This window comes from Streptomyces gelaticus (assembly GCF_014649535.1).
Lineage (GTDB): Bacteria > Actinomycetota > Actinomycetes > Streptomycetales > Streptomycetaceae > Streptomyces > Streptomyces gelaticus.
The window spans coordinates 133,387-157,366 of sequence record NZ_BMTF01000011.1; the positions used below are offsets into that span (position 1 = coordinate 133,387).

16 protein-coding genes are annotated in these 23,980 nt (G+C 70.2%); 5 read left to right on the top strand and 11 right to left on the bottom strand.

Features of this window, described 5'->3' with window-relative positions; genetic code table 11:
- The first annotated feature begins 170 nt into the window (after positions 1-170).
- Positions 171-1,853 carry an SWIM zinc finger family protein gene (locus tag IE107_RS18055; RefSeq protein ID WP_189544822.1) on the top strand — a complete coding sequence of 561 codons (1,683 nt, stop codon included), beginning with the start codon at positions 171-173 and terminating at the stop codon, positions 1,851-1,853.
- Between the two features lie 217 nt (positions 1,854-2,070).
- Here the strand turns inward: IE107_RS18055 and IE107_RS18060 are convergent, their stop codons facing one another.
- The 3 genes from IE107_RS18060 to IE107_RS18070 form a co-directional block, all read right to left on the bottom strand.
- A complete protein-coding gene (locus IE107_RS18060; protein WP_189544823.1) occupies positions 2,071-2,490 on the bottom strand; it encodes an ankyrin repeat domain-containing protein in 420 nt (139 codons plus the stop codon).
- A 21-nt stretch (positions 2,491-2,511) separates the two neighbouring features.
- Entirely contained in the window at positions 2,512-2,817 is a 306-nt protein-coding gene (locus IE107_RS18065) for a hypothetical protein (protein WP_189544824.1), read from the bottom strand.
- A gap of 360 nt (positions 2,818-3,177) precedes the next feature.
- Positions 3,178-4,170 carry a helix-turn-helix transcriptional regulator gene (locus IE107_RS18070; RefSeq protein WP_189544825.1) on the bottom strand — a complete coding sequence of 331 codons (993 nt, stop codon included), beginning with the start codon at positions 4,168-4,170 and terminating at the stop codon, positions 3,178-3,180.
- A gap of 92 nt (positions 4,171-4,262) precedes the next feature.
- Between IE107_RS18070 and IE107_RS18075 the strand changes: the two genes are divergently transcribed.
- The gene (locus IE107_RS18075; protein WP_229867049.1) at positions 4,263-5,789 is read left to right on the top strand and encodes an MFS transporter; all 1,527 of its coding nucleotides are present in this window, start codon (positions 4,263-4,265) and stop codon (positions 5,787-5,789) included.
- A 148-nt stretch (positions 5,790-5,937) separates the two neighbouring features.
- On the opposite strand, the gene IE107_RS18080 is transcribed toward IE107_RS18075, so the two are convergent.
- From IE107_RS18080 to IE107_RS18100, 5 genes are all read right to left on the bottom strand, one after another.
- On the bottom strand, positions 5,938-7,197 hold the full coding sequence (locus IE107_RS18080; RefSeq protein ID WP_229867051.1) for a TIGR02679 family protein: 1,260 nt from the start codon (positions 7,195-7,197) through the stop codon (positions 5,938-5,940).
- Complete coding sequence (locus IE107_RS18085) at positions 7,188-11,303, bottom strand: TIGR02680 family protein (protein WP_189544827.1); 4,116 nt, start codon at positions 11,301-11,303, stop codon at positions 7,188-7,190. The genes IE107_RS18080 and IE107_RS18085 overlap by 10 nt, the downstream gene beginning before the upstream one ends.
- Positions 11,300-12,532 carry a TIGR02678 family protein gene (locus IE107_RS18090; protein ID WP_189544828.1) on the bottom strand — a complete coding sequence of 411 codons (1,233 nt, stop codon included), beginning with the start codon at positions 12,530-12,532 and terminating at the stop codon, positions 11,300-11,302. Before IE107_RS18090 ends, IE107_RS18085 begins: the two co-directional genes overlap by 4 nt.
- Entirely contained in the window at positions 12,529-14,139 is a 1,611-nt protein-coding gene (locus tag IE107_RS18095) for a TIGR02677 family protein (protein ID WP_189544829.1), read from the bottom strand. Before IE107_RS18095 ends, IE107_RS18090 begins: the two co-directional genes overlap by 4 nt.
- 124 nt (positions 14,140-14,263) lie before the next feature.
- On the bottom strand, positions 14,264-14,704 hold the full coding sequence (locus tag IE107_RS18100; RefSeq protein WP_229867054.1) for a GNAT family N-acetyltransferase: 441 nt from the start codon (positions 14,702-14,704) through the stop codon (positions 14,264-14,266).
- A gap of 274 nt (positions 14,705-14,978) precedes the next feature.
- Between IE107_RS18100 and IE107_RS34985 the strand changes: the two genes are divergently transcribed.
- From IE107_RS34985 to IE107_RS18115, 3 genes are all read left to right on the top strand, one after another.
- Complete coding sequence (locus IE107_RS34985) at positions 14,979-15,902, top strand: hypothetical protein (protein ID WP_229867055.1); 924 nt, start codon at positions 14,979-14,981, stop codon at positions 15,900-15,902.
- 158 nt (positions 15,903-16,060) lie between these two features.
- Positions 16,061-16,903 (top strand): IS5 family transposase, encoded by an 843-nt coding sequence (locus IE107_RS18110; protein WP_189544830.1) that lies wholly within the window; start codon positions 16,061-16,063, stop codon positions 16,901-16,903.
- A 794-nt stretch (positions 16,904-17,697) separates the two neighbouring features.
- Positions 17,698-18,765 (top strand): WD40 repeat domain-containing protein, encoded by a 1,068-nt coding sequence (locus tag IE107_RS18115; protein ID WP_189544831.1) that lies wholly within the window; start codon positions 17,698-17,700, stop codon positions 18,763-18,765.
- A 545-nt stretch (positions 18,766-19,310) separates the two neighbouring features.
- On the opposite strand, the gene IE107_RS18120 is transcribed toward IE107_RS18115, so the two are convergent.
- From IE107_RS18120 to IE107_RS18130, 3 genes are all read right to left on the bottom strand, one after another.
- Positions 19,311-20,639, bottom strand: a complete 1,329-nt coding sequence (locus tag IE107_RS18120; RefSeq protein ID WP_189544832.1) for a class I SAM-dependent RNA methyltransferase — start codon at positions 20,637-20,639, stop codon at positions 19,311-19,313.
- Between the two features lie 106 nt (positions 20,640-20,745).
- A complete protein-coding gene (locus tag IE107_RS18125) occupies positions 20,746-22,794 on the bottom strand; it encodes an APC family permease (protein ID WP_189544833.1) in 2,049 nt (682 codons plus the stop codon).
- Between the two features lie 113 nt (positions 22,795-22,907).
- A complete protein-coding gene (locus IE107_RS18130; RefSeq protein ID WP_189544834.1) occupies positions 22,908-23,957 on the bottom strand; it encodes a 1-aminocyclopropane-1-carboxylate deaminase in 1,050 nt (349 codons plus the stop codon).
- Positions 23,958-23,980 lie beyond the last annotated feature (23 nt).

A 23,980-nucleotide genomic window follows, 5' to 3' on the forward strand; every position in this document is an offset into this window, starting at 1 on the left:
CCTTCACGCCGTTGCCTGCCGTTTCTGAGGGAAGAGAGTCAGGCTTCAGAGCCGCCGAAGAACTCCCTGCCGCTACCGAGCGGCCCAGGGCCTGAAGTCCTCGCTCGCAAGGCGACCGGGCGCTCCTCAACCGTGCTTGCGCGCGTGCCCGGTGCCGTTGAATGAGAGCCATGAGCAACACATTGGATTTCAGCGAGGAGAAGCTACGCCGACTGGCGGGTTCTCGGTCGTTCGAACGTGGTCTCGGCTACCTGTCCTCCGTGTCCGCGCTCGAGATCGGAGAGAGGACGATCACTGCGACCGTCGACGGCACCGACGCCTATGAGGTCGAGCTGACGGAGCACGCCAGCGGGGTCACCGGCCGCTGCGACTGCCCGTACGGGCAGGAAGGGAACTTCTGCAAGCACTGCGTGGCGGTGGGACTGACCGTCCTGCGGCAGGCGGAATCCGTACCCCTGCAACGGACCGCCGCTGCGTCACGAGGCCGGCAGCTCACCACCTGGCTGGAATCCCGCAGCCGGGACGAACTCCTCGCCCTGGTACGGCAGCACATCGCGGGCGACCGCGACCTGCGCCGTCGACTGGAACTGCGGGCGGCCGCCGCCGGTGACGACCCCAGCGCCGTACGCGAGCGCATCCTGGGTCTGCTCGACACCCGGCCCTTCGCCCGGCACGGCTACGTCGAGCGCGCGGACGCCCGCAGGTACGGGCTCCAGGCAGCCGAGGCCGTGTCCGCACTGCGCACCCTGACGGAGACCGGCCGGGCGGCGGAAGCCGTGGAGGTGGCCCGGGACTCGATCGAGGCCCTCGCCCGGACGTACGGGGAGATCGACGACTTCGACGGGAGCATCGGCGACGTGGCGAACGGACTTGCCGCAGTGCATCTGGAGGCCTGCCTGGCCGCCTGCCCCGACCCGGAACTGACCGCCGACTGGCTGGTGGACCACCTTCTGGGCGACCTGAGCGACGCCAACGACATCCTCCTGCCGGACTACGCGGGCGTCCTGGGCGCTACAGGCCTGGCGCGGGCGCACGAACGGGCCGCTGCGGCCCTGCGCGACAACCCGAAGGGCTGGGCGGAGAGGTACCTCATGGAACAGCTGATGCGTGCGGAGGGCAGCGTGGACGCGCTGGTCACCCTCCTCGCGGCGGACTTGGCTCCGTCGGGCGCCACGCACCTGCGGATCGCCCAGGAACTGGAGCGGACGGGCCGCCAGGCCGAAGCCCTGCACTGGGCGGAACGCGGGCTCCATGAGGCAGAACCAGACCGCGGCCCGGAGACCCGTCTGGTGGACTTCGTCTGCGAGCGCTACACCCGGGCCGGCCGAGCAGCAGACGTGGTTGCGGTCCGCCGCGACGTCCTGCTCCGCCGCCGCTCACTGGCCACGTACCAGGACCTGCGTACGGCGGCCCGGGCGGCCGACTGCTGGAACGAAACCGAACGGGCACAGGCCCTGGACGCACTGCGCACAGCTGTCCGGCCCCGCATGAACCTCGGCCTCTCAGGCTCGGCCCTGCTCGACGCCCTGCTGGACGAGGGCGACCACGAAGCGGCTTGGGAGGCAGCCGTGGAAGGCTACGCCGGCGACCGCCAGTGGCTCACCCTCGCCGATCGCATCCGGGACCACCGCCCGGCCGACGCCCTGACCGTCTACCTGCGCCTGATCGCCCCTCTCCTCACCCGCACCGGCGACGCCACCTACGAGCACTTGACGGAACTCCTGCTCAGCACGCGCACCTGCCACCGCTCCCTGGGTACGGAGGACGCCTTCATCTCCTACATGGCCACCCTCCGCACCGCCCAGAAGCGCAAGCGCAATCTGCTGGCGCTGCTGGACCGCCACGGCTTGTAGCGCCCTGAACTCGGCCACAGTTCGAGCACGTCAAACAGTCATAGCTATGGCCGCCCACTTCCACCTGTTGCCAGTTCGAGAACAGGTGGAAGTGACTGCCGAATGAGCAAAACCCCAGCTCAGAAGCCCTACTCAATCGACTCCAGAATCGCCACGCGCTCCGCATCCCCAGCAGCACCCGGCTCACCGGAGCTGCCGACCGTCCGGTGGGGACGGCTCAAACGGTGAGGTTGCGCAGCCGCGCCAGGACGGCTTGCCGCTCCTCGGTGTCGTCGCTCCAGCCCTGTGCCCAGTCGAGCGCCGAGCCGCCCCCCGACTCCCGCAGGTGCGGGTCGGCTCCATGACACAGCAGCAGCTCGACGAGGGGCAGGTTCGCCTTGGCAGCGGCTGCGGCAAGTGGCAGTCCGCTGCGCCACCCCCGGGATTCGGCGTTGGGCAAGGCCCCGGCCGCCAGGAGCAGCTCGGCACAACGGTTTTCGCCTTGGACGGCGGCGAGATAGAGCGGTGTGGCTCCGTCAGGGTCGCGGGTGTCGGGATCAGCCCCTTGGGCGAGGAGCCGCTGGAGAAGGCCGACGCGTCCGTCACCGGCAGCCGCGGCAAGCCGCTTCGGCAGTTTCTTACGCTTTCTGTTGTTCACGTGTTTCCACGGGCGCGGGACCTACCGCCTGGAGCTGCGGAAGGTGCAGTGGTGCGCCCGGTACCCCTTTCCGTACTTCTTGCTGATCTGGTCCTGTACATCTCGCTGGGCGGACTTTTCGGCCTCCGACTTGCTCTTTCCCTTTCCGGTGCCCTTGAGCTGCTTGTCTCCGTGGTCGCCGCTTCCGATCTTCTCGACACCACAGACGGCGGTGGAGTACCACGTCTTGGGCTTGGCCATGGCGGTGTCGGAGGCTTCGGCGGTTCCGGTGAGGGCGAGCAGGGCGCATGCCGCTGCTGCGGTCCAGCAGGCGATGGACTTCTTCACGGTGCCTCACTTTCGGTTGGTGGGGCGGACGTTGTGGCGCCCGGCGGACACGATGGCATGCGCAGAGGACGGGATTGTGCGGCCGTTCAAGGCTGGAGTTGACGCGCGGAACGGTTCTTCGCCCGTCGTCACGGGGGTGGGCGACTCTTGCGGGGCATGGTGGTTTCACACCTTCGCGTGAGGCCCGACATGGAGCTCGACGTGGCCGGGAGGACCTCGCGCGGCGGCTGGGAGTCGTCAGGCGCGGACTGCAGAACCTGCCCGTCCGTTTCACTCCCGGAGCCGGAACCACTGATCGGACACCAGGACGACGAGGACTGTCCGTCTGCTCCCGGCGGCGAGGGCCGGGGCAGGCTTTCCTCACTCCTGCGCCTGGCCTCCGCCCTCGTACCGGGCAAGCATCCCGGCCAGCGTGCGCCGCATCTTCTCCCGCAGCGACGGCGGCCCCACCACCTCCGCCCCCACGCCCAGCGACAGCAGCGTGGGGAGCGCCCGTTCGGCGGATTCGACGGGGACGATCACCTGTGTCCAGCCGTCCGCGTCGGGTTCCGCCGCCGACTCCGCGGCGGCCCGGGCCGCCGCCGGCTCGAGCACCTGCCCGATGCCCTCGAACGCCTCGGCCGACAGGCGCAGCACCGCCTCGTCCAGGAAGCGGCGCGCGTCGAAGGTCGCCAGGTACTCGTGCCAGTGGGCCGCCAGGTCGAATCCGGCAGGCCGGGTGAACGTCTCGGTCAGGGACTCCAGTTCGTTGATCCGGGACACCCGGTAGGTCCGCACGCCGTGCGCGGACCCGGCCACCAGGTACCAGCGGCCGGCCTTGAGGACCACTCCGTAAGGGTCCACGGTCCTGATCACTTCGTGCGGGGTTGCCCAGCGTTCGTAGCGGATCCGCACGCGCTGCTGGCCCCACACCGCGCTCGCCACCTCGGCCAGTCGAGGGGTTTCCTCGGAGCCCTGGTACCAGCCGGGGATGTCGACGTAGATCCGCTGCCGGGACCGTTCGGCACGCTCGCGCAGTTCGGGCGGCAGTGCCGCGGACAGTTTCAACCGTGCCTCCGCCGCCACGGCGCCGAGGCCGAGGTCGGCAGCCGCGCCGGGCAGTCCGGTCAGGAACAGGGCCCCGGCCTCGTCCGCGGTGAGCCCGGTGAGCCGGGTCCGGTACCCCTCCAGCAGCCGGTATCCGCCGTCCGGTCCGGATTCGCCGTACAGCGGGATGCCGGAGGCGCAGAGCGACTCCATGTCCCGGTAGACGGTGCGTACCGAAACCTCCAGGGTGTCCGCCAGTTCCTGCGCGGTCATCCGGCCGCGCGTCTGCAAGAGCAACAGGGCGCTCACCAACCGACTCGCACGCACGGAAAAACAGTACCCGGATCACTGACAGCAGATGTCAGTGATCCGGGCCTAGCGTCGTCCCGTTCACCCGACGAAGGATGGAAGACCACGTCATGACCAGTCCGCAGACTGCCGGCCGCGCAGCCGATCGCGCGCCCTGGGCACCCTTAGCCATCGTTCTGACCGGCGGGTTCATCGCCTTCCTGGACTTCTTCATCGCCAATGTGGCCATCCCCTCGATCCAGAGCGACCTGCACGCCGGCGCGCCCGAGACACAGCTCGTCATGGTGGGTTACGGCGCGTCCCTGTGCGTGGGGCTCATCACCGGTGGACGGATGGGCGACATCTTCGGCCCCCGGCGGATGTTCCTGATCGGTCTCGCGCTCTTCACCGTCTCGTCGGCGGCCTGCGGCCTCGCGCCGAACATCTGGTTCCTGATCGTCGCCCGCATCGTCCAGGGTCTCTCCTCGGCGATGCTGGCCCCGCAGGTGCTCGCCATCGTGAGCCACGTCTGCACCGGTGAGGCGCGGGGCCGTGCCTTCAGCGCCTACGGGCTGATGCTGGGGCTGTCCGGACTGTGCGGGCAGTTCATCGGCGGCGTGCTGATCGCTCTCGACCTCGCCGGGCTCGGCTGGCGGAGCGTCTTCCTGGTCAACCTCCCGATCGGTCTGGTGATCCTGGCCCTGACGCCGCGAACCGTGCCCGACATCCGCACCGGGGCCGGCGCCGAACTGGACCTGGTGGGCGCCGCCCTGGCCACGGTGGGCCTCGCCGCGGTGGTGCTGCCGCTGCTGGAGGGCAGGGAGCAGGGCTGGCCGCTGTGGACGTGGCTGTCGCTGGTCGTGGCCGTGCCGCTGGTCGCCCTTTTCATCACCCATCAGCGACGAGTGGCCGCGCGGGGCGGGGCGCCGCTGATCGACCCGGGGCTGTTCCGTTCGCGGGGATTCACCATCGGCATCACCGCGTACTTCGTGTACTTCATGTCGATGGGGTCCTTCTTCCTGCTGTTCGCGATCTACATGCAGGAAGGCCGCGGCTGGGCACCCCTGGCGTCCGGCCTGCTCTTCACCACGATGAGTGCCGGCTTCTTCGGCTCGTCCTTCCTCGCGGGGAGGATCGCCGCGCGCATCGGGAACCAGGTCATCGCCCTGGGCGCCGGGCTGGTGGCCGTCGGATACGGAACGGTCGGCGTGATCGTCTCGCAGCTCGGCACGGACGGCACGGCCGGCTGGGTGGCACCCGGACTGCTGGTCGCCGGTTTCGGCATGGGCCTGGTCGCGGCGCCGCTGCCCGCGGCGGCCATGGCGGGCGTCGACCCGAAGCACGCCTCCTCGGCCTCCGGCGTGCTGTCCACCGCGATGGAGGGCGGGGCGGCGCTCGGTGTCTCGCTCGTCGGCCTGGTCTTCTTCGGCACGCTCGGAAACCCGCCGGTCCTGGACAGCTACCCCAAGGCGTTCTACCTCAGCATCGCAGTCATCGTGACGTTCCCCCTCGTCGTCACGCTGCTCGTCCAGGCACTGCCCAAGCCTTCCGAAATCGGGGTGGCCGCGCGAGCAACGTGCCTTCATCGCTTCACGGCGAAGGCCTGCCAAGACTGCGAAATGCGACCGCGAGGTCCACAAGTCACTCACCGCCGCTAGCGTCGCCGACCTTTCAGTGATCACCTCGGCAGCCGTGCTCGCCGAGGCTATCCACCCCCAGGTCGATGCCGCCGCGATGAGCGGACGCTCTCCCAACTGCGGTTGGAGTCCGCAGTCGGGCCCTTGCCCAGCCGGGCGGTCACGATCCTCACGCGAGATCGGACAACAGCAGCTCCAGTTCCCTCTCCTCCTCGACACGAACACCTAGTTCGGCGATGGCCGCAGCGAGTGCCGGCTCCCAGGGGGTCTCCGTCGGGGTGCTGACGAGCGGTGACAGTGGGGGTGAGGCGCAGCGGAGCACGGCAGCGCGGTAGTCCGCGGCCGTGTAGCGCCAGGGCCGCCACGGGACGCGTCGGCGAAGGACGCCGGCGATCCGGAGCCCGCCCCAGTCGAAGTCCCCGTGGTAGTACAGGGTCGCTCCGTGGTCGTGCAGCCCCCGGAGCAGTGTGAGGGCGGCGGCGGAAGGCTGGCCTTGAAGGCAGACCAGAGGCGGGCAGGCAGGACCGAGCACGTCAGCCGCCGCCGCGAGGACGGTCGGATTCTCGCAGATCCGCACCATGGGAGCGGCGACGGCCGGAGGCTTGCGGGTGAGCTGACGAAGAGTGAGCACGCAGGGTTCGCCGTCTTCGGCCAGGCGGTCGAGGGCTGGGGTGCCGCGCAGGTTCAGGGTCAGGACGGTCGAGGACAGCTCGTCCCGCAACAGTCCCACCGAGGCCCAGGCCTCGCGTCGCCATTCGGTGCCCTGGCCATCGTGGAAACCGGTCAGCGCACGAGCCCCGGACAGGGTAATGGTGGCCAGCGGTGTGCCGTCATCGAGAGCGTGAGCCCAGCCGAGGACCCGGGCGGCGAAGGCAGGGAGCGAGACGACCGGGACGGCGGGGAGCGCGCGCAGGGCGGTACACACCCCGGTGAGCAGGCCGAACGTGACGTCTGGAGTGCGCCCCAGGCGCCGCGCCAGGCCGTCGGCGCGTATCCGGGCCGCCCACTCCGCAAGCGCAGGGACCGTAGCGACAAGCTCGTCGAGCGGCGTGTGCGCCCGCTTCCAGGCGTCCTCCTCCTCTTGGCGGGCTTGGACGAGCGATGTGACAGGCCCGGTGAGCGCCGCGACCGCGGCGGCGAGGCCATTCGGGCTTGCGCCCGAACGGCGCAGTACAGCGTCGACCGCTTCCAGCCGTACGGTCAGGGACTTGCCGCCACCGGGGGCCCGGGCGAGAAGTCGTTCGGCCGCTGCCCGCTGGGCCGGAGTGGGATCGGCCAGGGACACGGAACCAGTCAGGGGCTGCCCGGCCACCAGTCGTCGGCGCGCCCGTTCGACGAGCCAGGAGAGGTCCGGTGTGCCGAGCAGCCGGGCGAGCCGCAGGCTGTCGACTGCTTCGGTGCCGGGCTCAGGCTCGTGGGTCAGTTCCACAGCGGCTCGGGCTCCTCTACGCCGGGCGCGTCCTGGGGCGCGTGCCGTATGGGGTCCTCGCGGCGCTGCCGTCGCGTGCCGTCCCACTCCCAGCGGGTGACGAGGACCGCCGCCACCTCGTCGATCCGGGACAGTTGGGCGATGGCGATGCCGGGCACCTGCGGGTAGCAGGACCACTCCCGTTCGCTGGTCATGACCACATCGAGGTCGAAGGCGCTCAGCAGGCCGAGGCACTTGGCGCGGGAATCGTCGTCCACGCCGGCGAACGCCTCGTCGAGGGTGACCAGGCGGGGCGCGTGCGAGCTGCCCGCACTGGCGTAGTGCGAGGAGGCGGCGGCGAACAGCGGTACAGACACGGCGAGGACGCGTTCGCCGCCGGATGCGGGGCCGGTGGCCGGTACCCAGCGCCCGTGCTGGTGGCGTTCGACGCCGAATTCGTGCCAGGAGCGGTAGTCGAGCGCGGCGGTGAGGTGCTCGAGCCAGCTGCCCGAGCCGTCGTCGGACTGCTGGCGGGCGATCTGGGCCTGGAGGAACTCTCCCACCGCCGCGCGGTCCTCCGAAGTCCAGGCGTCCGCGGACTGGCGCAGCCTCTCGCGGGCTTGGGCCAGTCCGGACGGGGCCTTGCGCGAGGCCCGCCACACCAGCCGGAGTCTCATACCGGTGGAGGTGGGACGATCCTCCAGTTCGGTGTTCATGTTTCGCACCTGTCGTTCGGAGGCACCGATGAGTTCCTGAAGGGTGCCGGCCACCTCGGCGATCAGGTGGGTTTCGAGGATCTCGCGTTCGTGCGCGGACAGGATGCGAGTGAGCTCGCCGACCTCCGTAGCGAGCGCGTCGACGAGTTCGGGTACGGCACGCTCGCGACCCTGGTAGACGATGTCGACGACCACGCCGTCCTCGACCATGCGGGCGGACGCGCTGTGCCCGTGCCGGGACAGGGTGTCCTGCAGGGTCTTGAGTTCCTCACTGAGTCGACGCTGGACGCGTTCCCAGGCGGCATCCGTGTCGTCAACGGACGACAGGCCGGAGTCGATGGCGCGGGCGAACGCGATGGCCGGGGTCGCAGCCCAGTGGCCCTCGTCCGAAGCGGGGACGGTGACCTCGGACAGCGCGACCGCGACCAGACCGGTGGCCGTGAAGCGCTGGAGCGCGGCGATGGCCTCCGCACGTGCGTCGACGGCTTCGGCGAGGTCCTTCTCCAGTTGCTCGATCCGCCCCTCGGCCCGGCTCGCCTCCCGGTCCGCCTGGGCGTGACGCTGCCGGGCGTTCTTCTGGTCGGCCTCACAGATCCGCTGTGCCTCGGTGGTCTCGACGAGGCGCCGCTGGAGTTCGGCGACGGCGGCGCCGACGGTGGAGCGCAGGGTCCGGTGCCGCTCGTCGGCCGCCGCCGCCTCGCGCGCCGCCTCTTCGGCCCTCTGGGCGAGGTCTACGGCCCGCTGCTTCGCCTCGGCCGCCTCGGCACGCTCGTCGTCCACCTGCCGTGCGGCCTCCCCTTGTTCGCGCAGCGCGGGCCACAGAGCCGCCAGCGTGGCGGCGAGGGAGCCGAGGGCGTGACGCACGGCGGTGAGTCCGGCCCGATCGGCAGGCAGCCCCAGGTCAGCGGCGGCCTCGGCGAGTTCGGTGGCGGCCCGCTCGGCGTGCTCAGCCGCCTCGGTGGCCTCGGTGGCGCGCCCTTCATACCGGGCACGAGCCTTGCGTACGGTCTCGGCGGCGGCGCTCACGAGGGCGTGTGCCCTGGTGAGCGACGACTCGTCGGGGACGTCGGCGAGCTCGGCGTCGAGCGTGCGCCGACGTACCGCGATCGCCTCGGACCGAACCGCGAGATTCTCCGATTCCTCGCGCAGGGAGGCGAGTTCGATACCGAGCATGGCAACGCGGGCCCGGCGCGCCGCCTCGCGCGCGCCCTCGCCGATGTACGTGGCGGCGGGCTTGGCCCATGTACCGGTGAGTGCGCCGACCCGAAACCGCCCGTCGGGTGCCACCCATGTCGCGGCTTCTCCCCGGCCGTCGAGGCCGATGGCGGCGAGCAGTCGGGTCACCGTCACCTCGTCCACAGCGGCGGCCTGTCGATCGCCGTGGTCCAGGGCCGGGCACAGCACGTCTGTCAACGAAGGGCCGCTCACCGGCCTGTTCGATGGGGAGAACAGGACGTCGTGTCCGTCCACCGCGAGGGCGGAGCCGTCTGGCAGCACCCAGGCGTCGAGGAGGCCGGAGGCTTCGAGCGCCGCTTCGAGCCCGGCACGGTCAGCTTCAGGTAGTTCGTCACGGAAGTCGACCAGGCGCCAGAGCGGCGCGCCCGGCAGCGTTTCGCGCAGGCCGGGGGTGCGCGTCGCCGGGGGCTGGGGTTCGCGTCCGGTGCCGGCTTCCAGTGCGGCGAGCTCGCGACGGGTCTCGGCGGTACGCTCTGCCAGCTCCGTGGTCTCGCGGGCGGCCTCGGCCGCCTGGTCGGCGAGGTCCGCCGAGCGGGCGGTGTGTGCCCGGGTGGCACCGACCCGCACCGGGTAGGGACCGTCGAGGTGACGGGTCCACTCCTGGAGGTCGTCCAGGAGGCCCGTCTCGTCGGAGTAGGCCAGCTCCTTCCAGGCGCGGGCGCGCTCGCGCACGTCGTCCAGGAGGGCCCGGCCTGCCCGCGCCGCATTCTCCTCCGTCTCGCCGTGCGTCTCGGCGGCCAGTGCGAGGTCGGTCTCCGCCTCGTCGAGACGGCCCGACGCCCGACGGTACGCGTCGGCGGCCCGCTCGGACGCTGCGAGGCGGCCCTCGACGTGGGCGAGCGCCCGCTGGGTACGGGACGCGGCGTCCTCGACGGCGCGCTGCGATTCGGGCTCGGGCAGCATGACGTCCGCCGGCAGGACGACGTGCGCGGCGGCTGCCTGCTCCCGCGCGTGGGTGTACGTCACTTCGGCCCGGCCCCGTGCGGCGCGCAGCCGGTTGTCCGCGGTGCCGAGCCGCCCGAGCGCCTTGGTGTGGAGGGCGTCCGCCTGCTCCAGGTCCCCCCGCGCCCGGTCGGCCTCCTGCGTCGTTCGCAGCACGGCCTGCGCGGCGTGCTCCAGCTCTCGGGCGTCGCGCATCTCGGGCGCCGCGCGCAGCGCTTTCTCCTGGGCCCGCAAGCGTTCGCTGGTCTCAGCCAGGGAGCCGATCTCCTCTTCGGCCGCCGCTCGCTTCTCCTCGGCGCGGTTTCGACGCTCATGGTCCTCGGCCAGATCTCGCTGCACGCGCTCGTAGCGGGAGTGCTCGGTGCGCGGAAGCCTGGCGCGGCGCCGGGTGGCGATCTGGGCGTACCGCCTGTAGTGCTCCAGGAAGGCGGAGGCGGCTCGCTCGGCGGCGGACGCGGCGGCCAGCTCGTCCTTCTCCTCGTCCAGGGAGCGGAACGCCTCGGCCACGTCGGCGATGACGGCCTGGTCCACGGGCGGCAGCGCCTCGGTGAGGGCGCGCGAGAGAGCGGCTTCGTTGGGCCGCTTGGAGAGCTGGGGCTGGCGCAGTTGGATGAGCAGGTCGACGAGGGCGGCGTACCGCTGCTCACCGAGGCCGAAGAGTGCTTCGTCGACTGCCCTGCGGTACACCTTGGCCTGGTCGTACACCATGCCGTGCCCGGCAACGGCTTCGGCAAGGCGGTCCCGGGACAGGGCTGTGCCGGTGGCATCGAGCAGCCGGAAGGTCTCCTCCTTGCGTCCGGTGGACCCGTGGTCGACGCGCTGGCGGGTGACGGCGTACCAGTGCCGGGCGATGCCCCGCCCGCTGACGGCCTTGAGCCCGCACAGCAGCGTACGGAAGTGCTGCTCGCCGGTCGTGTCGTCGAGCCTGCCGAACTCGATCCAGGTGTAGCCGAGCCGTTCGGAGTGCGGGTGCTCGCCGCCGAGGAGCAGGTTCCACTCCATCCGCTTGCCCGGGTCGCCGTCGGGTTCGACCCGGCGCGGGCTGAGGTCGCCGTCGAGCAGAAACGGCAGGGTCAGGGCGAGCACCTTGGATTTGCCGGTGCCGTTGTTGCCGCGCAGCAGCAGGCGCCCGTCCCGGAAGTGGAACTCCTCCACGTCGTAGTGGAACAGGTCGACGAGCCCGATGCGCAGGGGTTGCCAGCGGGAACGCCGCGGGGTGGGGAGGCGGGTCACGAGGTGGCCTTTCGCTGCGGAGGCACGGGGGCGGAGCCGGGTTCGCGGATGACGGTCTCGCCGACCGCGTACCGGGCGAGGGCGGGTCGCACCACGACCGTGTACGGAGTACGGGAGACCAGGCCGAGCGCGGTGAGCCGGGTGACGGCCTGTTCGACGAGCTCGGTCTCCATGCCTGGCTCCCGGGCGGACTTCGACCAGAAGCCGCCGTGCTGGGAGGCGAGTTCACGGACTCGGAGGGCAAGCTCGTCGAGATGGACGGGGCCGTCGGCGGCGGCCAGGTGTTCGGCGAGCAGCAGGGTGACGTGGCCGTGGGTGCCCTGTTCGGGCATGCGGAGATCGGTGAGGTCGTCTTCAGGGTCGACCATGGCGATCCCCTCGGCCCGCACCTCGGCGACCAGTCCGGTCAGCTCGGTGATCCGGGCGGTGAGGAAGCCGCGCTGCCGGGTGAGGTAGCCGAGTTCGGCATCGGTCAGGTCGTCGTAGTAGAGCACCGGGTCGTCGAGCAGCCTGCGGGTGAGTGAGCGGCGCATGGCGCGGAAGCGCAGTTCGTCGCTGTCCAGGGCGGTTTCGGCGACGAGTTCGGTGAGGCGGTCGTCGAAGTTTTCCACGTGGACGGTGGAGGGACCGCGGCGGGAGGCCAGAAGTCCGGCGAGGACTCGGCGTTCGACGTCGTACAGGACGTCGCCCGCCCCGCTGACGTAAGCTTCCTCCTCACCCGCGACCCGCCGCAGCACACCGAGGTCGAGCAGTAACCGTACGACGGCGGCGAGGTCGAGGCGCTCGTCACGACGATCCAGGGCGAACTCGATCCCCTTCGCGGCGAGTCGGGGATCGGCGGCGTCGAGGACGATCTGGTCGGCGAGGCGCCCGAGGGCGATCTGGGCCTCGCCGCGTTCGAGGGCGGCGAGCGCGAGACAGAGCAGAACGTAGCGGCGGCGGGTGAAGGGGGCGGCACCGCGGGTCGTGTCCCGCGCGGGGTGGGTGGGGTCGGTGAGGACACCGGGACTCTTGCGCAGCCGGGCGGCTTCGGTGTCCACCTGGAGTGCCCAGCCGGTGTTGCGGTCGAACCACTCCCGTAGTTCCGGTGCGTGCCGGCGGGCGAGGCGGAACTCGTCGGCGTACCGGCCGCGCGCGAGCAGAAGTGGCTGCTTGAGCAGGGCGCGGGCCGCCTTGCGCAGTTCGGCGGCGTGCTGGCCGTCCAGCACCTCGGCGAGTGGTGTGGTCATCGGCCGGGTTCTCCGTCCGTCAGGCCGTCTCCGCCCGTCAGACCGTCTCCCTCCATGAGGTCGACGATCTCGATGAGGTGGTCCGGGCCGCTGAAGACTCCGCCGGGGGTACGAACCTCGGCGGTCGTGCCGTCGGCGAGTGCGGTGAGTTTGATCTCCATGGAGCCGTCATTGCTGGTGGCCGTGGTGTGCCGCATGCCGGGCCGCCACGTGGCCAGGGCGTCCCCGAGCAGCTGGAGGAACAGCCCGAAAGAGGCAGGGTCGAGCTCGCCGAGACCGGACAGGCGCGTGACGCCATGGGTGACGAGCCGGGCACGGGCGGCGGCCGTTTCGGCGGCCTGCTTGACCGCAGTCTCGGCGAGCAGGCGCCGCCGCTCCTCCCGGTCCTCGACCTTGCGGGGCTTGCCACGCCGCTCGTAACTGCCGGTGCGGCGCAGTTGTGGGCTGATGCGCAACGGGTCGGCATCGGCCCACGGGGTGGCGGCCGGGACGGGCCGCGCCGCGCGGGCGGCGAGGGTGTCGGCGTCGACGGTGAGGTGCCGGGCCGGATAGAGGCCGAAGGCGGCCCGCCACAGCCGGTGCCGGCTGTCGTCGTCGGGCGCCTCGGCGAACCAGCACGCGAGCGTACGAAAGTCGGCCGACCGGTCGGAGCGGCCGGCTCGGCGCTCGTTCAGCGCTCGTACGACGGCCAGGAGCTGGGGAATCGCACCGAGTGCCCGGCCGCGCAGGAGTCTGGCCTGCGACTCGCGCCCGTCCCTGCTGATGAACCACGCGCCGAGCCCCGACCAGCGGGCGGCCCACCGCTCGTACACCTCCTGCTCCGCGTCCGGGGCCTCCTCCGGCGAAGCGTCGGTGGCCTCCCGCCCCGCAGCTGCCCGAAGCAGGGGCTCCACCCTCCCGTCCTCCTCCAGCTCCAGGATCAGCCGCGCGATCCGCCCGCCGAGCGTGATCAGATCCTGGATGAACCGCTCCAGGTACTGGATGAGCCGGTCTTTGTACGCGAGGAAGACCTCCTCCTCGACGTCGTGCAGGTCGATGGTCCGCTGGAGCGATCCCATGAAGGCCCGGGCATTGTCGGCGAGCGCGGCGAACCGGCTGGCCAGCGTGTCGAGCGCCAGATGAGTCTTGGCCGGATCCGGCTCCTCCTCGGCGGCCAGGACGAGAAGGGCCCGCAACTGAGTGACGATGTCGTGCAGGGCCACAGCCTGGAGGGCGCCGCGGCGCCCGAGCGCCTCGTCGTAGGCGGACAGCGCCTCCTCGGCGGCCTCTCCCTCCCGGGTGAGCTGGTAGATGAATCGCTTTCGGTAGAAGTCTTCGACTGCGGTCACGCGGGCGGTGTCGGGGTCCGCCCGCAGGTTGCCCCAGCCGACGAGCTTGTCGAGCGCGCCGGCGACGGCGTCCAGCTCGGCGGGACGGATGTCCGCCGGCAGCGCGGTGTGCACGTCCTCGGGCCGCAAGTGGACCGCGAACCGTTCCTTGGCCATCAGGAACGCCCGCATCACGTGGCGGTAGAGCGGGGTGTTCGGCACGGTGAGGTGAGCGAAGGGGCCAAAGCCCGACGGCTCGGGAAGCGGGCCGGTGGAAGCGTTGGGGGCGGTGACGGTCATCGCCCGCCATTATCCCTGGGGCGCGGCGACCGCGGAGGGAGACCGAAGTACCCAGCTGATTCACGCCGCCCTGATCGGCTCGGAAGGGCAGGGCGAAGCCTGAGCTCGCGGAAACTGTTCTCGATCACCACTGGCTGTATCCGGCCAGGGCAGGGGCGGTCTGACCCGAACCCGGCCCTATGTCGGACACCGCCGATACCCTTGGCCCGTACGCACGCGACCATCGCACGGCCTTCGGTAGATCTTCGAGGTGGGAACCAGAGTGAGCATGCCGCGCGCGGATCGCCTCGATCAGCTCACGAGCAACACCCCTGCCTCGATGCTCCTCGGCCACACACAAATGAGCCAGACGAACATACGGACTCCGCTCAGGCAGCCCGAAGAGCGCGTAACCGACGACCTCCTCGTCATCCACAGCCACCAGCAGGCCGCCGTCCTCGGCGTGCTTACGGTAGGCAGGCGGTGTGAGCAGACCGAGATACTTCGTGTATCGGTCGCCCACAGCGACAACCGCGTCCAGCAGCTCCAACTGTTCCGCAGACACCGGCAGCACTCTGATCGCCATGTTCCCCCTCCGGTTCCCTCAACCGACAATGCCCCAGGACGGCATACTGCCCAACAGCGTCAGTGCCGAGCCACCGATTGATCAAAACCGGCTAACTGGCGGGAACTCGCCAGACAGCCCGCAGTGACTCCTGTGACCGCAAATCCGATCAACCATCCGGCCCCTCTGGGCCAGTACACATTCCGGCGGTCACTCATGGGCAGAATCCGCGAGCTGGTTGATCAAGACCGATCTTCTCCACAGCCGCGTGGACGCCGCTTCTACGCTTGCCGTCATGCGCGAAGTCGAGTACCGGAGCAGTGGGGTTCCGTTGGAGGAGTATGAACTCACGCGCGGGGACCACCGCCGTCAGAAGCAGAGCAAGGAGATCAGCGAGTGGGCTCGGCGTCAGGTCGAGGAGGACTACGCCAAGTGCCGGGCAGATCCGGAGAGGGCGGAGCGTCGTCGCCAGGCGTTCGAGAACGTCGCGAAGCTGATGCAGTCCTTCAAGAAAGCCGACCACGAGATCATGCGGTGGCGTGTACGGCTGTACTGCGGCCACATCATCGAGACGGAGGCGCACTACACGTATCCCGACCCCCTCTCGGCCGGGTCATACGGCAGGCGATGCTCTGAGTGTGGGAAAGACCGGCAAACAATCGTGGGCTTCGAACCCAGCTCCTGGGTCAGGATCCCCCGCTTCGACCACACCCCGTCCGAACGGCTCCGCTTCGTCCTCAGCGGCGGCCAGCCACACCGGGCGAGCGAATCGGCCGACACCCCCGGCCACTCCCTCGAAGAGCAGCTCGCCGAGATCTCCCAAGAGGTCACTCTCCGCGGCGAGGCCGCTGAACGCAGACGCCAGGACGAGATCGAAGCGGCACGCCAGAAGCGCATCCGCTGGGAAGCCGCCATGGAAGAAGCCCGCATCCGGTATGCGGAGGCATACTGCATCAGGCACCTCGAAGCGCAGGAAGCGGCTTGGCGCCACGCCACCGGATTGACCGAGTACGTGAGCGCTGTGCGCGTGCGAGTCGAGGCCATGCCGCCGGGGCAGGCCAGAACCGACGCTGAAGCATGGATCAGCTGGGCAGCGACCACCGTCGAGCGCCTCGACCCGCTGAGCTCACCACCCCGGTTGCCCGACGTCCCCGAACCGCGAGCCGACGACCTAAGGCCCTTCCTCGGGCACTGGAGCCCTTACGGACCGACCTCTTGAGCGCCCGCTCCGCCAACGTCCGGCCCGCCGAACTTCGGCATGCAGGGACTCGGCTTAGAGGTCACGCGGATAGGTGCGGTTGGGGATACCGGCGGCAGATCGGGCAACAGTCCCGGTGATCATGGAGTTGCAACGCTCTGTGATCACTGAGGAGACCTGTGCCTGTGCTGCCGTCGTGGCTCACCGAACCGCTCTGGGACCAGTTCGCGCTCCTGCTGCCCGCGCGGCCGGTCTATCACCCGGACCATCCGCTGGGCTGCCACCGTCGGCGCATCAGTGACCGGGTCGTCTTCGACAAGGTGCTGCAACTGCTGCGTTTCGGCTGTTCCTACGAGGCGATAGCGGATACGACGTGCTCGGCCACCACGTTCCGCAGCCGTCGCGATGAGTGGATACGACTGGGCGTTTTCGCCGAGTTCAAGCGGATCGCCCTGGAGTGCTACGACCGGATCGTCGGCCTCGTCCTGGACCGGATCGCCGTCGACGGCGCCATCACCAAGGCTCCCGGAGGCGGCGAAGTAACCGGGCATTCGCCGGTCGACCGCGGCAAACAGGGCCTGAAACGTTCTGGCATGACGGATGGTTACGGCATTCCGTTGGGCCGCGTCCTGGCCGGAGCCAATCGCCACGACTCCCCGCTGCTCGCCCCGACCCTGGACCTGCTGGACGACCTCGGACCCCTGCCCGACGACATCACCGTGCACCTGGACGCCGGCTACGACTCCGACAAGACCCGCGCCCTGCTCGCCGAACGCGGCCTGCACGGCCGGATCGCGCACAAGGGCGAGAAGGCGCCGATCCAGGCCAGCCAGAGGTGGCACGTGGAGCGTACCCACGCCTGGCAGAACGCCTTCCAGCGCCTCGCCCGCTGCTATGAGCGCCGGGCCGTCGTCATCGACGCGTTCTTCGACCTCGCCGACACCGTCATCACCGTCCGCAGCGTGATCCGCCGGGCGTGGATGACCCACCGCTGGGACGGACGACCGCACCGCCGCCCATGACTGCACACCAACGGCAACACCGTTGCAGGTGATCGTGGTCTCGGTGGGCCGGTGGCTGCGGCTGACCGGCCCCGCCACGGGCCGCCGTATCGGTCCCCTGCTGTCCAGCCGCACCCGACCGGTCACCACGGTCGCGACAGCCGTGACGGACGGCCGCCCCGTCGCTGTCAGTGGCAGCGATGACGGAACAGTACGCGTATGGGACCTGACCACCCACCGGCAGACAGGACCGGCACTGACCTTCCCCGCACCCGTAGGGCTGGCCCGGGGCGGTTCGTCCTGGTCCTGCTCGTGGCCCTGCGTGCGAATCGACGGCGCCGGGGTCCGTATGCGCCCCGGGCGGTTCCACACGGTTCCACACCGTGGGATGCGGCACGGTCGGGAAGGCGGGAACTTGCGGGGGCAGGCCGGGCTTGGGGGTCCTGGTCGGGTCGTGGTGCGGCTGGCCGGCTGCTGCCGGCGGTGAGTGCTGTGGGTGTGTGGCTGTTTCGGGGCCGTGGTTATCAGTAGATGTACGTAACGGGTTACGGATCTTCCGCGTGAGGGTTTACCGGGGCCGGTGGGTGTCGGTGGGGGCGTCTACGGTGCTGGTTATGAGTAACGGTGCGCGTGAGGGTGGTTCGGCAACGGCTCTGTCCGGGGCGGGTGCCTGGTGGTCGGATCCGGGGTTGCTGGTGAACGGTGATCCGGATCATGTGTGGGGGTTGCTGGATTCGGGGGTGGGTTCGGGGGCGCGGTTGGCGGCGGCGGTGTATCGGGCGTCGGCGCATGTGCATCGGGGAGCGACACCTGGGGTGCGGCGGCAGTTGCTGGCGTTGGACGCGGCCCGGTACGGGGACCGGGACCTGTCGGCGCGGATCAGTGCCGTGCCGGTGGAGGGTGAACCGGCGGCGCGGTGGAGGGTGGACTGGGCCACCGGTAGCAATGTCGATGCCCCGTTCCGGCGTGCGTTCACCGGTCACGACCGCGAGGTGTCGGCGGTGGCGACGGGGGTGGTGGACGGCCGCCCCATCACCGTCACCGCCAGCCGGGACAAGTCGGCGCGGGTGTGGGACCTGGCCACCGGACAGCAGGTCGGCGAACCCCTCACCGGCCACACCGGCTGGGTGCGGGCAGTGGCGACGGCGGTGGTGGACGGCCGCCCCATCACCGTCACTGCCAGCAACGATAAGACGGTGCGGGTCTGGGACCTGACCACCGGACAGCAGGTCGGCGAACCCCTCACCGGCCACACCGGCTCGGTGCGGGCAGTGGCGACGGCGGTGGTGGACGGCCGCCCCATCGCCGTCACCAGCAGCAACGATAAGACGGTGCGGGTCTGGGACCTGACCACTGGGAAGAAGGTCGGCAAACCCCTGACCGGTCACACCGGCTGGGTGCGGGCGGTGGCGACGGCGGTGGTGGACGGCCGCCCCATCGCCGTCACCAGCAGTCGGGACAGGTCGGTGTGGGTGTGGGACCTGGCCACCGGGAAGCAGGTCGGTGAACCCCTGACCGGTCACGACGGCGAGGTGTTGGCGGTGGCGACGGGGGTGGTGGACGGCCGCCCCATTGCCGTCACCAGCAGCAACGATGAGACGGTGCGGGTGTGGGACCACACCACCGGGAAGCAGGTCGGCGAACCCCTCACCGGTCACACCGGCTGGATGCCGACGGTGGCTACGGGGGTGATGGACGGCCGCCCCATAGCGGTCACCGGCAGCGACGACCGAACAGTACGCGTATGGGACCTGACCACCCACCGGCAGACAGGACCGGCACTGACCTTCCCCGCACCGATAGAGGCGGTGGCGGTGACACCGCACAACACCCACCTGACCGTCGCCTTCGGCCACGACATCGCGACCCTGTCCCCCCACTGACCAACCAGCCCAACCGGCCCGTCCAGTCCATACAGCCCTGGCGGGCCGGCCCGCCCGACGCCATGACCGCCCACCCGCCGGAAGCCGTCCGGCGAAACCCAACAACACGGACCGTACCCACGGTTCGCCCGATCCACTGCCCCGCACCGGGCCGACGACCACCCACGCGGATGGCTGGGGAACCGAGGACAGCACGTCCCTGTCCAACCGGGCAACAACGCCGAGAACCGCTCCCACAACGGCGAGGACAGTGACAACGGCAGAACAGGCCCCCCCGGTGATCACAGAGTGTCGCGACTCCGGGACCACCCGGAACTGTGCCCGCCCTACCACCAGCGCCGGCCCCATCACCAATCCGCGCGAGTTCTTATTGTCTTCAAGTCTCTGCAAAGACAGCCCGCGGGAGCGCGCCCTCCAACTGGCACGACCTGCACGGTCAGTCAGGTGACACCCCGTCAGAACGGGCGTCACGAGCGTCATTTCAGCGTCAAGATGTCGCCCGTAACGTCCACAACGCGCATAATGCACACGCACGAAACCGCAGGTCAGGAGCCCTTCGCGACCGGCTCAAGCACCGCAACGCACTCCACATGATGCGTCATCGGAAACAGATCGAACGCCCGCAGCGTCCGCACCCGGTACCCGCCCTCGCGGAAGTACGCCAGGTCGCGCGCGAGGGCCGCCGGGTCGCAGGCGACGTAGGCGATGCGGCGGGCGCCGAGGCCCGTCAGGTGTTTGACGACCTGCTTGCCGGCGCCGGCGCGGGGCGGGTCGAGGACGATCAGGTCGCACTCGGTGATGCCGGTGCGCGGGAGGATCTGGTCGACCTTGCCGTGTTCGATGCGGACCCGGTCCAGGTCCTTCAGGTTGTGGCGAGCGTCCTCGACGGCGCGCTTGCCGGACTCGATGCCGAGGACGGCGCCCTTTTCGCCGATGCGCTGGCCGATGGCGCCGGCGAAGAGGCCGACGCCGCAGTAGAGGTCGAGGGCCATGTCGTTCTTGCGGGGCAGAAGGCCCTGCATGACGGCGCGGACCAGGGTGTTGGCGGCCTGCGGGTGGACCTGCCAGAAGCCGCCGGAGCCGACGCGGTAGGTGCGGTCGTCGGCGCGCTCGCGGACGAAGGCGCGGCCGTGCACCCGGTGGACACCGCCGTCGCGCTCGTCGACGCGCATCACCGAGACGGGCTTGTCGAGCTCGACCAGGGGCAGCCGGCCCCCGGGCCTCGGGGTGAGGATGACCTGGCGGTCGTGGGAGCCCGTGGCGGCGATGGCCTCCACCGTGGCCATGCCGGGCCAGTCCCGCTTCTCGATGCCGAGCTCCGTGACGCCGGGAGCCGCGATCAGGCAGCGTTCGACCGGCTCCACGTCGTGCGAGCGGTGCCTGCGCAGGCCGACCTTGCCGTCCTCGTCGATGGCGTACTGGACGCGGGTGCGCCAGGCGGGCACCTCGCCCGCCGGGAGCTTGTCGCCCTCGGCCGGCATGACGGTGCCGTCCCAGCCCGCCTCCTCGGGGGTGAGGCCCGCGAGGCGCTGGAGCTGTTCGGCGATCACTTCGCCCTTGAGCCGGCGCTGGGCGCCGGGCTTGGCGTGCTGCCAGTCGCAGCCGCCGCACTTGCCGGGACCGGCGTACGGGCAGGGCGCCTCGACGCGGTCCTTGGACGCCTCGATGATCCGTACCGCGTCGGCGCGCAGGAAGCGGGAGTCGCTCTCGCCCTCGGTGACCCTGGCGATCACCTTCTCGCCCGGGAGCGTGTGCCGTACGAAGAGGACCCGGCCCTCCGAGGTGCGTGCGATGCAGTGGCCGCCGTGTGCGACGGGGCCGACCTCGACCTCGTACTCCTCCCCGACCAGCGACGACGTGGGTTCGTTCTGCATGAGGGGGTGGCTCCAGAGATCAAGGGAAAAACGGCCGGACAACAACCCACGAGTCTACGTGGGTGTCGTCCGGCCGCTTACCACGAGCGGAAACGGACAGGGGCGGTCAGCTCCTGCCGCTGGGTTCCTTGGGCCTGCGCTCCACGGGGCCGCGGCGCACCGAGCCGGGCGCGTTCCATTCGGCGCGCTTCCTGGCACGCTTCTTGGCCGCCTCGGAGGACTCCAGCTGATACGGCACGGAGGTCACCATGACGCCCGGGGTGAAGAGCAGTCGCCCCTTGAGGCGCAGGGCGCTCTGGTTGTGGAGAAGGTGCTCGTACCAGTGGCCGACCACGTACTCCGGGATGTACACGCTCACGACATCGCGCGGGCTCTCCCGGCGCAGGCCCTTCACGTAGTCGATGACCGGGCGGGTCACCTCGCGGTACGGGGAGTCGAGGATCTTCAGTGGGATGTCGATGCCGCGCCGCTCCCAGTCGTCCTTGAGCGCCTTGGTCTCGGCCGGGTCGACGCTGATGGAGAGCGCCTCCAGCCGGTCGGAGCGGATCAGCTTGACGTAGGCGAGGGCGCGCAGGGTGGGCCGGTGGAGCTTGGAGACCAGGACGATCGAGTGGACCCTGGAGGGCCGGATCGTCTCGTCGGACGGGGTTTCGTCGGCGGCGATCTCCTCGGCGACCCGGTCGTAGTGCTTCCGGATCGCGGTCATCGTCGCGAAGAAGATACACATGCCGAGCAGGGCGACCCAGGCACCGTGGGTGAACTTGGTGACCATGACGACCACGAGGACGAGGCCGGTCAGGAAGGCGCCGAAGGCGTTGATCGCGCGGGAGCGGATCATGTGGCGGCGCTTCTCGGCGTCCTTCTCGGTGGCCAGGTGGCGGTTCCAGTGGCGGACCATGCCGATCTGGCTGAGCGTGAAGGACACGAACACGCCGACGATGTAGAGCTGGATCAGCCGGGTCGAGTCGGCGCCGTAGACGACGACGAGCATGGCGGCCGCGCCGGCGAGCAGCACGATGCCGTTGGAGAAGGCGAGGCGGTCGCCGCGGGTGTGCAGCTGGCGCGGCAGGTAGCGGTCCTGGGCGAGGATCGAGCCGAGCACCGGGAAGCCGTTGTACGCCGTGTTCGCCGCGAGGAACAGCACCAGGGCGGTGGCCGCGGCGAGCACGATGAACAGGAAGCTGCCGTTGCCGAAGACGGCCTCGGCGACCTGCGTGATCACCGGGTCCTGCACATAGTCGGGGCCGACCGGCACACCGCCCTTGAGCAGGTTGTGCGCCGGGTTCTCGGCCATCCGGACATCGGTGACCAGGGCGAGGGCGATGATGCCGACGAGCATGGTGATGGCGAGCGCGCCCATCATCGTCAGCGTCGTCGCCGCGTTCTTGGACTTGGGCTTACGGAAGGCCGGGACGCCGTTGGAGACCGCCTCGACGCCGGTGAGCGCGGCACAGCCGGAGGAGAAGGCACGCAGCAGCAGGAAGACGAGGGCGAAGCCCGCGAGGCCCTCCTGCTCCGCCTTGATGTGGAAGCCGGCGGTGGGCGCGCGCATGGTGTCGCCGAGCACGAGAGCGCGGAAGGCACCCCACGCGATCATGATGAAGACGCCCACGACGAACACGTACGTCGGAATCGCGAAGAGCGACCCGGACTCCTTGACGCCGCGCAGGTTCATCAGTGTCAGCAGCAGGATCACGGCGACGGCGCACAGCACCTTGTGCTCGACCACGAACGGGATCGCCGAGCCCAGGTTCTCGATACCGGAGGTGATGGAGACGGCGACGGTGAGGACGTAGTCCACGAGCAGCGCGCTGGCGACCGTCAGGCCGGCCTTGGGGCCGAGGTTGGTGGTGGCGACCTCGTAGTCGCCGCCGCCGCTGGGGTACGCGTGCACGTTCTGCCGGTACGACGCCACCACGGTGAACATCACCACCACGACCGCCAGGGCGATCCACGGGCTGAAGTGGTACGCCGACACGCCCGCGACAGACAGGACGAGCAGAACCTCGCCAGGCGCGTAGGCAACGGAGGACAGGGCGTCGGAGGCGAAGACGGGAAGGGCGATGCGCTTCGGCAGGAGCGTTTCTCCGAGCCGGTCACTGCGCAGTGCCCGTCCGATCAGAATCCGTTTGGGCAGGTCGGTCAGTTTGGACACGCAGAGGATCGTAAGCGTTCCGTATGGAAGTCGCAGACGCACCACCCGCGTGGCCCCGCAATCTCCTGCACTCGGGCCGAAAAAGACGCGAAATCCTTAACGAAATCCTTGCACTAGGCGTCCGCGAAAAGGGCGCTGTAACCATTCAATGCGGGCTGACCGCCCAGATGTGCGTAAAGGACGGTGGAATCGCGGGCGATCTCGCCGCGGGCCACGAGGTCGGCCATTCCCGCCATCGACTTCCCCTCGTACACCGGGTCGGTGACCATGCCCTCGGTACGGGCGGCGAGCCGCATCGCGTCGAGGGTCGTGTCGTCCGGGATGCCGTAGGTGCCCGCGTGGTAGCGCTCGTCGAGCTCGATGTCGTCCACGGTGAGGTCCCGGCGCACCCCGATGAGCCGTGCGGTGCCGGCCGCGATCCGGGCGATCTGCTCGCGGGTACGGGCGGGCTCGGCGGAGGCGTCGATGCCCAGTACGCGGCGCGGGCGGGCTCCCGCCTCCTCCAGCGCGGCGAAGCCCGCGACCATGCCGGCCTGGGTGGAGCCGGTCACCGAGCAGACCACCACGGTGTCGAAGAACACGCCGAGTGCGCGCTCCTGCTCGGCGACCTCGTACGCCCAGTTCGCGAAGCCGAGCCCGCCCAGCGGGTGGTCTGACGCGCCCGCGGGGATGGGGTACGGCTTGCCGCCGCTCTCCTCCACCTCGCGCAGCGCCTGCTCCCAGCTCTCCTTGACGCCGATGCCGAACCCGGCGCGCACCAGGCGGACGTCGGCACCGGCCAGCCGGCTGATCAGGATGTTGCCGACCCTGTCGTAGACGGCGTCGGGCCACTCGACCCAGCTCTCCTGGACGAGTACGCACTTGAGACCGGCGCGGGCGGCGACGGCCGCGACCTGGCGGGTGTGGTTGGACTGGACGCCGCCGATGGACACAAGGGTGTCGCAGCCCTTCGCGAGGGCGTCGGCGACGAGGTATTCGAGCTTGCGGGTCTTGTTGCCGCCGTAGGCGATGCCGGAGTTGCAGTCCTCCCGCTTGGCCCAGATTCCGGCGCCGCCGAGGTGCTCGGTGAGCCGGTCGAGCCGGTGCACGGGCGAGGGACCGAAGAGGAGTGGGTAGCGGTCGTAGGAGGAGAGGGACGGGGAGGCGGACGTGGTGGTGGTCATGCGGGCTCCCTGGCTCGGTGGTG

Excerpts from the sequence above, each read along its gene's own strand:
- IE107_RS18055 (WP_189544822.1), top strand. The coding sequence starts at position 171 with ATGAGCAACACATTGGATTTCAGCGAGGAGAAGCTACGCCGACTGGCG.
- IE107_RS18075 (WP_229867049.1), top strand. The coding sequence starts at position 4,263 with ATGACCAGTCCGCAGACTGCCGGCCGCGCAGCCGATCGCGCGCCCTGG.
- IE107_RS18090 (WP_189544828.1), bottom strand. The coding sequence starts at position 12,532 with ATGACCACACCACTCGCCGAGGTGCTGGACGGCCAGCACGCCGCCGAA.
- IE107_RS18095 (WP_189544829.1), bottom strand. The coding sequence starts at position 14,139 with ATGACCGTCACCGCCCCCAACGCTTCCACCGGCCCGCTTCCCGAGCCG.
- IE107_RS18100 (WP_229867054.1), bottom strand. The coding sequence starts at position 14,704 with ATGGCGATCAGAGTGCTGCCGGTGTCTGCGGAACAGTTGGAGCTGCTG.
- IE107_RS34985 (WP_229867055.1), top strand. The coding sequence starts at position 14,979 with ATGCGCGAAGTCGAGTACCGGAGCAGTGGGGTTCCGTTGGAGGAGTAT.
- IE107_RS18120 (WP_189544832.1), bottom strand. The coding sequence starts at position 20,639 with ATGCAGAACGAACCCACGTCGTCGCTGGTCGGGGAGGAGTACGAGGTC.
- IE107_RS18130 (WP_189544834.1), bottom strand. The coding sequence starts at position 23,957 with ATGACCACCACCACGTCCGCCTCCCCGTCCCTCTCCTCCTACGACCGC.